Origin of the sequence: Streptomyces sp. NPDC048248, from assembly GCF_043201875.1 — a bacterium.
Classification (GTDB): Bacteria; Actinomycetota; Actinomycetes; order Streptomycetales; family Streptomycetaceae; genus Streptomyces.
The window spans coordinates 247,968-260,918 of the sequence record NZ_JBICZL010000008.1; the positions used below are offsets into that span (position 1 = coordinate 247,968).

Sequence of the window (12,951 nt, forward strand, 5' to 3'; positions counted from 1 at the left end):
TCGTCAGCCGTGGACTCAGACGGAGACCAGGTCGCAGACGAAGATCAGCGTCTCGCCCGGGGCGATCCGGCCACCGCCGGCGCCGCGCTCGCCGTAGGCGAGGTGCGAGGGGATGGTCAGCCGGCGGCGGCCGCCGACCTTCATGCCCTGCACGCCCTGGTCCCAGCCGGCGATGACCTGGCCGGCGCCCAGCTGGAACTGCAGCGGGGTGCCGCGGTTCCAGCTCGCGTCGAACTCCTCGCCGGTGCTGAACGCGACGCCGACGTAGTGGACGGAGACGGTGTCCCCGGCCTTGGCGACCGGCCCGTCGCCCTCCTTCAGGTCCACGATCTCGAGCTCGGTGGGAGCCGGGCCCTCAGGAAAGTCGATCTCGGGCTTGTCGATGCTCACGAATGTGCTCCTACTTACGAATCTTTACGATTACGGCGCCAGTCTCGCAGATCTTGGCGGCCGTGCCGTGTTGCCGGTCGGGAGACGAACGATCAGACCGTGCCCACGATGTCGACCGAGAAGACCAGGGTGTTCTTCGCCAGCTCGTGTTGCGGGCTGGCGCCGTAGCCCAGCTTCGGCGGGATCACGATCTCCACCCGGTCACCGACGTGCTTGCCGACCAGAGCCTTGTCCCAGCCCTGGACGACCTGGCCGGTGCCGATCTGGAAGGCGGTCGCGCCACCGTGGTCCCAGGAGGAGTCGAACTTCTTGCCGTCCTCCCACTTCACACCGGTGTACTGCGCGATCAGCCCGTCGCCGGCCTTCACCTCGGGGCCCTTGCCCTTGATAAGGACCTGGTCCTTCAGACCGGTCGGCGCCTTCTCGCCCTTGGGGACGGTGATGGTCGCTGCCTTCTCACCCTCCGCCTTCACCTCGGGCAGCCCGTCCTCCGGCGCCGCCTGCTCGCCCTCGGCCTTGGCCTTCTTGTCCACCTTCTTCGCGCCGACCACATCGACGACCCACACCAGGCCGTCCTCGGGCTTGATGCCCGACTGCGGGTTCAGACCCTCGCCGATCAGCGCCTTCGCGGTGCCCTCGACCTCGAAGCGGCTGCCGACCTTGTGCCCGGCCACCTCGCTCATCACCTTCGGCGGGAGCATCTGCTGGGTCATCTGGTCGGTGACCTCGCTGACGACCTGGGTGCGCGGCGCGCCGGGCTTGGTACCGGGCTGCGGCGTCCAGCTGCTGCCGAGGTTCTGGCCCTTCATCGACTGCGCGGCGAAGTCCAGGCGGACGAGGTCCCCCTTCTTGACGACCTCGCCCTTGCCCTCGACGAGCGTCTTGGTGACGGCCTTGTCGGCGGGCTTGGCGTCCTTGGGCACGCTGATCTTGGGCTTGGCGCCCGCCTCGCCCGTCACCTTGACAACGGCGTCGTCGGACGCGCCCTTGCCGTCGTCGGACCCGCACGCGGCGGTGAACAGCAGGATGGGCACGGTCAGCGCTGCGGCAGCAGCGCGACGGGTGTTCTTCGTGAGGTTCATCAGTCCAACTCGGGCTCGTGGGGTGATGGGGCAATGCCCGCCACTCTACGACCTGTCCCCCGAGGCGTTTCCCGGCGCAACACAGCTATGTGCCGGGAGCAATCACTCCCGGCACATAGCTGTGTACACGGCGGTCACATCCCGGCGATGAGCTTCTCCACTCTGTCGTCCACCGACCGGAACGGGTCCTTGCACAGGACCGTGCGCTGCGCCTGGTCATTGAGCTTGAGGTGCACCCAGTCGACCGTGAAATCCCGGCGCTGCTCCTGAGCACGGCGAATGAAGTCGCCGCGCAGCCTCGCGCGGGTGGTCTGCGGCGGTACCGACTTGCCTTCGAAGATCTTCAAGTCGTTGCAGATCCTGGCGGCTTGCCCCTTGCGTTCCAAGAGGTAATAGAGCCCCCTGCGGCGATGGATGTCGTGATAGGCGAGGTCTATCTGCGCCACTCGCGGATGCGACATGGTGATGTTGTTCTTTGCGCGGTACCGCTCGATGAGCTGATGTTTCATCACCCAGTCGATCTCGGTGGAGATCCGGTCGAGATCCTCGTCCCGGATCGCCTCGAGAGTGCGGCCCCACAGCTCCAGGACCTGCTCGACGGTGCCCGTACGGATTCCGCGGCGCTCGCAGAAGTCGACGGCCTTCTCGTAGTACTCCTGCTGGACCTCCAGGGCGGAGGCCTCGCGGCCACTGGCCAGACGCACCTTGCGCTGACCGGTGATGTCATGACTGACCTCACGGATCGCCCTGATGGGGTTCTCCAGCGTCAGGTCGCGCATGACCGTGCCCGCCTCGATCATGCGCAGCACGAGATCGGTGGCACCGACCTTGAGCAGCATGGTCGTCTCGGACATGTTGGAGTCACCGACGATGACGTGCAGACGGCGATAGCGCTCGGCGTCCGCATGCGGCTCGTCGCGGGTGTTGATGATCGGACGGGAGCGGGTCGTCGCGGAGGAGACCCCCTCCCAGATGTGCTCCGCGCGCTGACTGACGCAGTAGACGGCGCCCCGCGGAGTCTGGAGCACCTTGCCCGCGCCGCACAGCAGCTGACGGGTGACGAGGAAGGGGATGAGGATGTCCGCGAGCCGGGAGAACTCCCCGTGGCGGGCGACGAGATAGTTCTCGTGGCAGCCGTAGGAGTTTCCCGCCGAATCGGTGTTGTTCTTGAAGAGATAGACGTCGCCCGCGATTCCCTCCTCGTGCAGGCGGCGTTCGGCGTCGACGAGCAGGCCCTCGAGAATGCGCTCGCCGGCCTTGTCGTGAGTGACCAGTTCGGTCACGTTGTCGCACTCGGGAGTTGCGTATTCCGGATGCGATCCCACGTCGAGGTACAGGCGGGCGCCGTTCCGCAGGAAGACATTGCTGCTGCGGCCCCATGACACAACACGGCGGAAGAGGTACCGCGCCACTTCGTCAGGTGACAGTCGGCGCTGTCCCCTGAACGTGCACGTGACGCCGTACTCGTTCTCCAGCCCGAAAATGCGGCGGTCCATGACTGAACATTACGCCTGACGGCCTGCTCTGAAACCGGGTTCGACAGCCCCGTTTCGATCATTTTCCGTCGGGACCGCTTCGCTCTTGCGCCGCACGGGATCCCCGAGAAATCGCTTCGTCGACAAAAGCACCATCAGCGCGGCGACACCACCGGCGCCGGCCACCGCGAATCCCGCCGCCGAACCGCCGCCCTCCACCGCCGGGCCCACCACCGAGGCCCCGACCGCAGAGCCGACACCGAAGGTCGTCACCAGCCAGGAAAAGGCCTCGGTCACCGTCCCCTTGGGAGCGTGCCGGTCGACGACGACGAACGCGCAGGCGAGGGCGGGCGCCAGGAAGACGCCGGCGACTCCGGTCAGCACCGTCATCCCGACGACGCCGGGCACCAGCATCAGCGGCAGATAACCCAGTGCCAGCAGCGCGATGAGCAGCCGCAGTCGGCTCTCCGGCCGCCCCGGCCACTCGCGCGCGCCGTAGGCGATACCGCCGACCAGCGCGCCGAACCCGAGAGCGGAGAGCAGAGCACTGGAGATCATGCCCCCGCCGTACTCGTCGGCGTACGCCACCGCCGCGACCGCGATGGACCCCAGGGCCAGCCCGACGAAGAAGAAGGCCCCGATCAGCACCAGCATCCCGCCCGAGCGCAGGGCGCCCAGCCAGTGCGCCTCGCGCGGCTCGCTGCGCCACTGCCGGGACGGCTCGGAGATCACGACGGACAGGGCGCCGAGCACCCCGATCAGGTTGATCACCAGCAGCGCGGCCCGCTCCGACCAGGCAGCCACGCACAGCGTCACCAGCAACGGGCCGACGGCGAACATGACTTCCTGCGCGACCGCGTCCAGTGCGTAGGCGGCGTGCACCCGGTCCTCACGCTTGAGGACGCCCGGCCACAGCGCCCGCAGGCCGCCCTCCAGGGGCGGGGTGAAGAGACCTGCGATGACCATGGCGACGTAGGCGAGCCACAGCACCTTCAGGCCGACGGCCGCGAGCAGGGCCATCCCGAGGGCGGAGAGCACCGCGGCCGGCAGCATCACCCGAGGCTGTCCGCGCAGGTCCACGGCCCGGCCGAGGAGCGGCTGACCGATGGCGGTGCAGACGCCGTAGACCGCGGAGAGCACGCCGGCGAGCGCATAGCTGCCGCCCTCCGCGCGGACGAAGAGGACCACGGCCAGCGGCGCGGTGGCATTCGGCAGCCTGCCCACCAGGGTCCCCGTCAGGAGCCGGGCCGCGTGCCGGGTCCTGAGCAGCTCCGCATATCCCGCGGCCATCCCCGCCCCTTTCCGTCCGGGCCCGGCCCGGAAGTTTTACGTATAACCTGCGGCGTCATACGTACCATGACGGCAACCCACGGGTCCAGCCCACCGCGGCCGAGCGCAAGGAGATCGAACACCGGTGACCAGCAACGAGGCCACGACGCCGACCCGCCGTGAGGCGCCCGGGAAGGCCGTCGCGCCCGCCGGTACGCGCACCACAAGCCGGGACGTCGCCCGCGCCGCCGGGGTCTCGCAGGCCGCCGTCTCCCTCGTGCTGGGCGACAAGTGGCGCGGCCGGGTCTCCCCCGGCAAGGCCGAGGACGTGCGCGCCGCGGCCCGCGAACTGGGCTACCGGCCCAACCTCGCCGCCCGCACCCTGCGCACCGGCCGCACCCGCACCGTGCTCCTCGTGGTCCCGGCGCTGACCACCGAGTTCTTCGCGCGCGTCTACACCGGCGCGGCCCGGCTCGCCGCCGACCACGGCTTCGGTGTGGTGCTCTATCCGTCACCCGAGGGCATCGGCCCGGCCCGCGACCCCTTCGACTCCGCCGCGGCCACCCTGGACGGCGTGATCGCGTCGTCCATGGCCGCGGACGCGCTCACCGCGCTGCGTGACGCCGGCCTGCCCCTGGTGATGCTGGACAGCGACCCGGAGGACGACCGCCCAGCGGCCGCGGTCAACCTCGATATCGCCGACGGTGTGCGGCAGTTGGTGGACCACGTGGCCGGCCTCGGCCACCGCCGCATCACCCACCTCGCGGCGGACGTCGACTCCTGGACCTTCGAGCTGCGCGCCCGCGCCCTGTCCGACGCGCTGGAGGGGCTGCCCGGCACCCACCTGCGCCGGCAGCCCACCGCCCTGAGCGTCGACGCCGGGCTGCGCGCCGCGCATGCCGCGCTGACCGGAGCGGGCCCGCGCCCCACCGCCCTGCTCTGCGACGACGACATCATCGCCGCGGGAGCCTGCAAGGCCGTGCGCCGGCTGGGTCTGCGGGTCCCCGAGGACGTCTCCGTCACCGGCTTCGACGACCTGGCCCTCGCGGTGGCTGTGGAGCCGGAGCTGACGACCGTACGGCTGCCCGCCGAGGAGTTCGGCGAGGCGGGAATGCGGGCTCTGCTGGCGGTACTGGACGGCCGGGGCGCCGAGGCGCCCACCCTGCCGGTCCAGCTGATCGCCCGCGGCTCGACCGCCGCACCCCCCGACGGCCCGTAAGCGTGGCGCCCGCCGGCGGAGTCCCGACACCAGCGCGCCCCGGCGGGCGATGACCCACCGGGGCGCGTACCGGGCACATCGCCCGGATCGGCGTGCTCAGTCCTTCGTGCCGGAAGAGCCCTTGTCGTCCGTGGCGTCCGGGCCCTTGCCCGAACCGCCCTTGTCGGCCGCCCCCTTGTCGGAGGCTTCGGCGGCGTCGCCCGAGGACTCGTCGGAGTCCGAAGGCCCGCCCGCGGGCGCGGCGCCGTTCTCGTCGAGCAGACGGGAGAGCTGCCGGCCCAGGATGCGCTTGAACTTCCGCTGCTGGGGCCGCGTACGGTCCAGCGTCGCGACCTCCAGCTGCTCGGCGGTCAGCGTGCGCTCGCCGCCGTTGTTGTCGCGCGAGAGCGAATCGACGGCCAGCTTCAGCGCCTCACCCAGCGTCATACCGTCGCGATGGCGCTGGTCGAGGTAGGTGCTGATCTGGTCGGCGTTGCCACCCACCGCGACCGAGCCGTGCTCGTCGACGATGGAGCCGTCGTGCGGCAGCCGGTAGATCTGATCGTCCTCGGCGGCGTTGCCCACCTCGGCGACGATCAGCTCGACCTCGTACGGCTTCTCGGCGGCGCTGGAGAAGATCGTGCCGAGCGTCTGGGCGTAGACGTTGGCGAGTCCGCGTGCGGTCACGTCCTCGCGGTGGTAGGTGTAACCCCGCAGGTCGGCGTAGCGCACGCCACCGATCCGCAGGTTCTCGAACTCGTTGTATTTGCCGACCGCAGCGAAGGCGATGCGGTCATAGATCTCGCTGACCTTGTGCAGGGCACGGGAGGGATTCTCGGCGACGAAGACCACGCCGTCGGTGTACTGCAGCACCACGACGCTGCGACCGCGCGCGATGCCCTTGCGGGCGTATTCGGCCCGATCGGCCATGGCCTGCTGGGGTGAGACATAGAACGGCGTCGACACCGGCTATCCGTCCCTTTCTGTCAATGGCTCTGTCAGTGGCGCATGCATGGAGGAACATCCGTCCCGTCAGAGCAGCGCGGCGCGCGGGCCGTCGGGCTGCTCGAGGCGGCGCTCATGAATGGCCCGGGCGATCTCCGAGACCTCGGCTTCGGCGTACCTCTTGAAGCCGTCCTCGGTGATCACCATGACGATCGGATAGATCCGCCGGGCCATGTCCGGCCCGCCGGTCGCGGAGTCGTCGTCCGCGGCGTCGTAGAGCGCCTGGACGACGGCCGTGGCGGCCTGGTTCTCGGTGAAGTCGTCGCGGTAGAGCTTCTTGAGGGCCCCGCGGGCGAAGACGGAGCCGGAGCCCGTCGACGCGAAGCCATGCTCCTCGGAACGACCGCCGGTGACGTCGTACGAGAAGATGCGGCCCTTCTCGCGGTCGAGGTCCCAGCCGGCGAACAACGGCACCACCGCGAGGCCCTGCATGGCCATCCCGAGGTTGCCGCGGATCATCGTCGAGAGGCGGTTCGCCTTGCCTTCGAGGGAGAGTTGGGCGCCCTCGACCTTTTCGAAGTGCTCCAGCTCCAGCTGGAACAGCTTGACCATCTCGACGGCCAGACCGGCCGTGCCGGCGATGCCGACCGCGGAGTACTCGTCGGCGGGGAACACCTTCTCGATGTCGCGCTGCGCGATGACATTGCCCATCGTCGCCCGCCGGTCACCGGCGAGCACCACGCCACCGGGGAAGGACGCGGCGACGATGGTCGTGCCGTGCGGCGCCTCGACGGCGCCCTGCACGGGCGGCAACGGGCGGTTGCCCGGCAGCAGATCGGGAGAGTGCTCGCCGAGGAAGTCCATGAACGACGAGGATCCAGGCGTCAGGAAGGCCGCCGGCAGACGCCCGGTGCTACGAGTGTTGGCTTCCACACGTTTCCTTCCAGATATTCGGCCGCCCGCCTCAGAACGTCCGGCCGATCCTTGACTTGGTCCAAGGGCTGCGTTGCAGCTGAAGCACCGTACGCCTCGGACCTTACCCGTCTCGTGCGCGTGATCCACATGAGTTCCGGAACCGGGGCCGCGACCCCGTACGGCCGATACGGACGCGCTTTGTTGATGCACCACCAGGGCGGCCGGGCGGCGGCCGCAGGAGCACCGTCCGCCCGGAGAGAGCGCCGGCGCGTACCGGACGCGGCGGGCAGCGCTCCGGGAAAGCCCGGGAGCAATGCCGATGCCGCGCCCGGTCCACGGACCGGCTACTCGCCGCCCTTCTGCACAAAGGACCGCACGAAGTCCTCGGCATTTTCTTCCAGGACGTCGTCGATTTCGTCCAGCACCGAATCCACGTCGTCCGACAGCTTTTCCTGGCGCTCCTTGAGGTCTTCGGAAGCCTCCGCGTCCTGCGTCTGCTCCTCGACCTCTTCGGTGGAACGCGTGGCCTTCTGCTGCCCGCCGCCGCTGTCCTTGGTCGCCATATCCCTCACCCCGCTCGGTTCGCCCCGCTCGATGTGACCTTCAAGATCAGACCCTACAAGGAGGGTGTGACATCGGCCCTGCACTTGGTGCAACGTCCGGGAGTCACCTCGATGATTCCCGCACCGCGGCCATTTCAGCCGCGGATCGCTCGCCGATCGCCGTGCGGCCGCCGCGAGTCCGCAGCGAATACGCCCGGAACTCAGCGGCCGGACAGCACCCGGACCAGCTCCTCGGCCGTCCGGCAGCGGTCCAGCAGCTCCTTGACGTGCTGCCGGGTCCCGCGCAGCGGCTCCAGCGTGGGAACCCGTTGCAGGGAGTCCCGGCCGGGCAGGTCGAAGATGACCGAATCCCATGAGGCCGCCGCGACGTCGTCGGCGTACTGCTCCAGGCACCGGCCGCGGAAATAGGCCCTGGTGTCCTCCGGAGGCTTCATACGCGCCCGTTCCACCTCGGGCTCGTCCAGCAGCCGCTTCATCTTGCCGCGGGCCGCCAGACGGTTGTACAGGCCCTTGTCGGGGCGCACGTCGGCGTACTGCAGGTCGATGAGGTGCAGCCGCGCCGCGTCCCAGTCCAGGCCGTCCCGCCTGCGATAGCCCTCCATGAGCTCCCGCTTGGCGACCCAGTCCAGCTCGCCCGACAGGCTCATCGGATCGTTCTCCAGCCGCCCGAGCACGTCCTCCCACCTGGTCAGGACGTCCTTGGTCTGCTCGTCCGCGTCCGCGCCGTAGCGGTCCTCGACGTACTTTCGGGCCAGCTCGAAGTACTCCATCTGGAGCTGTACCGCGGTGAGCGTGCGACCGCTGCGGAGAGTGATCAGATGTTGCAGAGTGGGGTCGTGCGAAACCTGGTGGAGGGTGCGGACGGGCTGGTCGACCGCCAGGTCGACGGCGATGAATCCGTCCTCGATCATGGAGAGCACCAGCGAGGTGGTGCCCAGCTTCAGATACGTCGAGATCTCGGAAAGGTTGGCGTCGCCGATGATCACATGGAGCCGGCGGTACTTCTCCGCGTCCGCGTGCGGTTCGTCCCGGGTGTTGATGATGGGGCGCTTGAGCGTCGTCTCCAAGCCGACCTCGACCTCGAAGTAGTCCGAGCGCTGGCTGAGCTGGAAGCCGTGCTCGTGACCGTCCTGGCCGATGCCCACCCGACCGGCGCCGGTGACCACCTGGCGCGAGACGAAGAAAGGCGTCAGGTGCCGCACGATGTCCGAGAACGGGGTCTCCCGCTTCATCAGGTAGTTCTCGTGCGTCCCGTAGGAGGCGCCCTTGTTGTCGGTGTTGTTCTTGTAAAGGTGAATGGGCTGGGCGCCGGGCACCTGGCCCGCGCGCTCCGCGGCCTCCGCCATGATCCGCTCGCCGGCCTTGTCCCACAGGACCGCGTCGCGCGGATTGGTGACCTCGGGGGCGCTGTATTCGGGGTGGGCGTGGTCGACGTAGAGCCGTGCACCGTTGGTGAGGATGACGTTGGCGAGGCCGATGTCCTCATCGGTGAGCTGACTGGAATCGGCGGCCTCGCGGGCGAGGTCGAAGCCGCGGGCGTCCCGCAGCGGATTCTCCTCCTCGAAATCCCAGCGGGCACGTCGTGCCCGGTGCATCGCCGCCGCGTAGGCGTTGACGACCTGGGACGAGGTGAGCATGGCATTGGCGTTCGGGTGGCCGGGGACGGAGATCCCGTACTCCGTCTCGATTCCCATTACTCGCCGTACGGTCATGCGGCCCTCCTTGCCCGGCGGCGCCCCCGGATGGGGTCGGCGCTCAAGTACCGCTGCGCTTGGGTTCTGTCTGCGATCCCCGCTCCTGAACAGCGTGACGCGGCGGTACCGAAGAGCCTAGAACGCCTTTGCGGTGCTGGGGAGATCATTACAGTCATTACTCCAGTCCGGTTTTCCCTGTTTCTCCGTGCCTTTTCCGGGGACGCGTCCCGCATGCCCGGAAAAGCGTCCGGCTGCGGACGCCCCGTGCAGGACATCCGCAGCCGGAGTGCGGTGTTACAGGTATTGGCCGGTATTCGCCACCGTGTCGATGGAGCGACCGGTGTCCGCGCCCTGCTTTCCGGTGACCAGCGTACGGATGTAAACGATCCGCTCGCCCTTCTTACCGGAGATCCGGGCCCAGTCGTCCGGGTTGGTGGTGTTGGGCAGGTCCTCGTTCTCCTTGAACTCGTCCACGCATGCCTGGAGGAGGTGGGAGACCCGCAGACCCTTCTGTTTGTGCTCGAGGAAGGCCTTGATGGCCATCTTCTTCGCACGTCCGACAATGTTTTCGATCATCGCGCCGGAGTTGAAGTCCTTGAAGTACAGAACTTCCTTGTCCCCATTGGCGTAGGTGACCTCGAGGAAGCGGTTCTCCTCGGATTCCGCGTACATCTGCTCGACGACCGACTGGATCATTCCGCTGACCGCGGCCTTGCGCGACTCGCCGTGCTCGGTGAGGTCGTCGGAATGCAGCGGGAGGCGTTCCGTGAGGTACTTCGAGAAGATGTCCTTGGCGGCCTCCGCGTCCGGACGCTCGATCTTGATCTTCACATCGAGCCGGCCGGGGCGCAGGATCGCCGGGTCGATCATGTCCTCGCGGTTCGAGGCACCGATCACGATGACGTTTTCCAGGCCCTCCACACCGTCGATCTCGGAGAGCAGCTGCGGAACGATGGTGTTCTCCACGTCCGAGCTGACACCGGAGCCACGGGTGCGGAAGAGGGAGTCCATCTCGTCGAAGAAGACGATGACGGGGGTCCCCTCGCTCGCCTTCTCCCTGGCCCGCTGGAAGACCAGTCGGATGTGCCGTTCCGTCTCGCCGACGTACTTGTTGAGCAGCTCGGGGCCCTTGATGTTGAGGAAGAAGCTCTTCCCCGCGGGCTGCCCGGTCACTTCGGCGACCTTCTTGGCAAGGGAGTTGGCGACCGCCTTGGCGATGAGCGTCTTGCCACAGCCGGGCGGGCCGTAGAGCAAGACACCCTTGGGCGGACGGAGTTCGTGCTCCTTGAAGAGGTCGGGGTAGAGGTACGGAAGCTCGACCGCGTCCCGGATCAGTTCGATCTGGCCGCCCAGACCGCCGATCTTGGTGTAGTCGATGTCCGGAACCTCTTCGAGGACGAGCTCCTCGACCTCGCTCTTCGGGATGACTTCGTAGACGTAGCCGGACCGGGGTTCGAGGAGCAGGGCGTCGCCGGGGCGGATGGTGATGTCCAGCAGCGGCTCGGCGAGCCTCACCACCCGTTCCTCGTCGGTGTGCCCGACGACCAGTGCGCGCTCGCCGTCCTCAAGGATCTCCTTGAGGGTGACGATGTCACCGGCGCTCTCGTACTCCATGGCCTCGACCACGTTGAGTGCTTCATTGAGCATGACCTCTTGGCCGCGCCGGAGGTCCTGGGTCTCCACACTGGGGCTGACATTCACCCGGAGCTTTCTGCCTCCGGTGAAAATGTCGACGGTGTCGTCTTCGTTGGCCTGCAGGAAGACACCGAAGCCGGCCGGCGGCTGCGCGAGCCGGTCGACTTCCTCCTTGAGCGCGACGATCTGGTCGCGGGCCTCGCGGAGAGTATTGGCGAGTCGCTCGTTCTGAGCCGAGACGCCGGCCAGGTTGGTCTGCAGCTCGACGATCCGCTCTTCGAGAATCCTCGTGTGACGCGGAGAGTCGGCGAGCTTGCGTCGCAGGACGGCGATCTCCTGCTCGAGATAGGCAACCTGGCCGGCGGGATCTTCAGACCCTCGCCCCGGCCGGATGCCGCGGTTGATGTCGTCGTCGTGGGCTGCCACGGTCCTCACCTCCTCCAAGGAGCTGGACGCTTCCTGACCCTACCTGGGCCGGTGCAGGTTGAAACCCCTAGATCGAAAAGACTGTCGGGGTGTGTCTGATCTTCACCCTTGCGCACGTCCTCACGCCAAGGGAATACCCACCCAACGGCATCGGAAAGCGAGCGGTTGTATCGTCGAGTCGGTCAACACCCGTCAGGGGTGGCGCCACTTAGACAAAAACGGTTCACGTACGCAGGAACGGCAGGCGAGATGACCGCGCAGGATGAAGCCCGTCCAGAGCTTGAAGTCTGGATCGATCAGGACCTGTGCACCGGCGATGGCATCTGTGCGCAGTACGCGCCCGAGGTCTTCGAGCTCGACATCGATGGCCTGGCCTATGTCAAGAGCGGCGACGACGAGCTGCTCCAGGACAAGGGGGCCACAACCCCCGTCCCGCTCCCGCTGCTCAACGACGTCCGGGACTCCGCCAAGGAGTGCCCCGGTGACTGCATTCACGTCCGCCGCGTCGCGGACCGGGTCGAGGTGTACGGCCCGGACGCGGAGTAGACGCCTCGCAGACGGGAGCGTAGGCCGGTCGTAGCCGGCGTCGACTCACCGCACTACCGGTGACGGATCACGCACGCTCGGTGCTCATCGCGGCGGGGAGTTCGCTCCGGACGAACTTCCCGCCCTTCCATTGCCACTTGACGCTCTTGTGCACGTCGGGGCAGCAGCGCGGCACGTCAAGGGTGGAGTAGCCCAGGAGCTCCGCCGTGATCCCGCCCTCTCCCAGGGCGAGCCGCTGGACACTGAGCTTCTGGGCGGGCTCGACGAGCGTCGCCACGATGCGCGGCGCCGCCTCGGGGTCGCTCGGCTGGGCGAGGACGTAGACACCGCTGGGCGGCGTGCCGAACCCGGAGTGGCAGCGGGCCACGGCGACGGTCTCCGTCGTCCCGTCGCCGTCGAGGTCGCCTGAGGCCTTCTTCACCACGTCGACGCGCTCGGGCCCGCACTCGATGGGAAAGGTCACCTCGCGGGGGTCGGGGGCCGCGGTGTGGCCGGTTCTCGCTTGCCCGGGCGTGGTGGCGGTGGCATCGGGAGGCTGGACGAAGGACGCGGCCGCGACGACCGCGGAGATGGCGGTGGCGGTGGCCAGCCAGTGCATGGCGCGCGGCTGGGTGTGCGAAAGGTCCTGGCCTGCCAAGGGCTGCACGCGGGGTAACTCCTGTGAAGTGCTGTGGAGGTGGGAGTGCCCAGCATCGTTCCACAGGAGCGGACCGCACGGAACCGGCCGGACAGGAGTTTTGCCTTGCGTACGAAGAAGCGCCGCCGGCGGTTCCCCGTGGGGGAACTCGTCGGCGGCGCCTGGCGGTTCGTTGG

General features: G+C 68.2%; 12 protein-coding genes and 1 pseudogene. 2 read left to right on the forward strand and 11 right to left on the reverse strand.

The genetic code is table 11. From position 1 onward, the window contains the following. Positions 1-15: 15 nt before the first annotated feature. The 4 genes from ACGFZW_RS19315 to ACGFZW_RS19330 all read right to left on the reverse strand — a co-directional run bounded on the left by ACGFZW_RS19315 (position 16) and on the right by ACGFZW_RS19330 (position 4,237). Positions 16-390: an FKBP-type peptidyl-prolyl cis-trans isomerase gene (locus ACGFZW_RS19315; protein ID WP_393894342.1), complete on the reverse strand. Its 375-nt coding sequence runs from the start codon at positions 388-390 to the stop codon at positions 16-18. Between the two features lie 92 nt (positions 391-482). Next, complete coding sequence (locus ACGFZW_RS19320; protein ID WP_393894343.1) at positions 483-1,472, reverse strand: FKBP-type peptidyl-prolyl cis-trans isomerase; 990 nt, start codon at positions 1,470-1,472, stop codon at positions 483-485. A 134-nt stretch (positions 1,473-1,606) separates the two neighbouring features. After that, entirely contained in the window at positions 1,607-2,968 is a 1,362-nt protein-coding gene (gene pafA / locus ACGFZW_RS19325; RefSeq protein ID WP_393894344.1) for a Pup--protein ligase, read from the reverse strand. 9 nt (positions 2,969-2,977) lie between these two features. Then, positions 2,978-4,237 (reverse strand): MFS transporter, encoded by a 1,260-nt coding sequence (locus ACGFZW_RS19330; protein WP_393894345.1) that lies wholly within the window; start codon positions 4,235-4,237, stop codon positions 2,978-2,980. A gap of 124 nt (positions 4,238-4,361) precedes the next feature. On the opposite strand from ACGFZW_RS19330, the gene ACGFZW_RS19335 reads away from it, so the two are divergent. Then, positions 4,362-5,435, forward strand: a complete 1,074-nt coding sequence (locus ACGFZW_RS19335; RefSeq protein WP_393894346.1) for a LacI family DNA-binding transcriptional regulator — start codon at positions 4,362-4,364, stop codon at positions 5,433-5,435. 96 nt (positions 5,436-5,531) lie between these two features. On the opposite strand, the gene prcA is transcribed toward ACGFZW_RS19335, so the two are convergent. From prcA to arc, 6 genes and pseudogenes are all read right to left on the reverse strand, one after another. Next, positions 5,532-6,380: a proteasome subunit alpha gene (gene prcA / locus ACGFZW_RS19340; protein WP_393894347.1), complete on the reverse strand. Its 849-nt coding sequence runs from the start codon at positions 6,378-6,380 to the stop codon at positions 5,532-5,534. Positions 6,381-6,446: 66 nt separating this feature from the next. Continuing rightward, entirely contained in the window at positions 6,447-7,292 is an 846-nt protein-coding gene (prcB, locus tag ACGFZW_RS19345; RefSeq protein WP_393894348.1) for a proteasome subunit beta, read from the reverse strand. Continuing rightward, positions 7,244-7,424 (reverse strand): annotated as a pseudogene (locus tag ACGFZW_RS19350) (endonuclease domain-containing protein); the annotation flags it as partial. The pseudogene ACGFZW_RS19350 and the gene prcB, both read right to left, overlap by 49 nt. 194 nt (positions 7,425-7,618) lie before the next feature. After that, on the reverse strand, positions 7,619-7,837 hold the full coding sequence (locus tag ACGFZW_RS19355; RefSeq protein ID WP_393894349.1) for a ubiquitin-like protein Pup: 219 nt from the start codon (positions 7,835-7,837) through the stop codon (positions 7,619-7,621). Between the two features lie 200 nt (positions 7,838-8,037). Further along, entirely contained in the window at positions 8,038-9,549 is a 1,512-nt protein-coding gene (gene dop / locus ACGFZW_RS19360) for a depupylase/deamidase Dop (protein WP_393894350.1), read from the reverse strand. Positions 9,550-9,825: 276 nt separating this feature from the next. Next, entirely contained in the window at positions 9,826-11,592 is a 1,767-nt protein-coding gene (arc, locus tag ACGFZW_RS19365) for a proteasome ATPase (protein ID WP_393894351.1), read from the reverse strand. 249 nt (positions 11,593-11,841) lie between these two features. On the opposite strand from arc, the gene ACGFZW_RS19370 reads away from it, so the two are divergent. Then, entirely contained in the window at positions 11,842-12,138 is a 297-nt protein-coding gene (locus ACGFZW_RS19370) for a ferredoxin (RefSeq protein ID WP_393894352.1), read from the forward strand. Between the two features lie 67 nt (positions 12,139-12,205). Here ACGFZW_RS19370 and ACGFZW_RS19375 read toward each other — a convergent pair whose 3' ends face one another. Then, positions 12,206-12,784, reverse strand: coding sequence for a hypothetical protein (locus ACGFZW_RS19375; RefSeq protein ID WP_393894353.1), 579 nt, complete (start codon positions 12,782-12,784; stop codon positions 12,206-12,208). Positions 12,785-12,951 lie beyond the last annotated feature (167 nt).

Bases quoted from the DNA above. Each gene is read 5' to 3' on its own strand.
- ACGFZW_RS19320 (WP_393894343.1), bottom strand. From the start codon at position 1,472: ATGAACCTCACGAAGAACACCCGTCGCGCTGCTGCCGCAGCGCTGACC.
- pafA (WP_393894344.1), bottom strand. From the start codon at position 2,968: ATGGACCGCCGCATTTTCGGGCTGGAGAACGAGTACGGCGTCACGTGC.
- ACGFZW_RS19330 (WP_393894345.1), bottom strand. From the start codon at position 4,237: ATGGCCGCGGGATATGCGGAGCTGCTCAGGACCCGGCACGCGGCCCGG.
- ACGFZW_RS19355 (WP_393894349.1), bottom strand. From the start codon at position 7,837: ATGGCGACCAAGGACAGCGGCGGCGGGCAGCAGAAGGCCACGCGTTCC.
- dop (WP_393894350.1), bottom strand. From the start codon at position 9,549: ATGACCGTACGGCGAGTAATGGGAATCGAGACGGAGTACGGGATCTCC.
- ACGFZW_RS19370 (WP_393894352.1), top strand. From the start codon at position 11,842: ATGACCGCGCAGGATGAAGCCCGTCCAGAGCTTGAAGTCTGGATCGAT.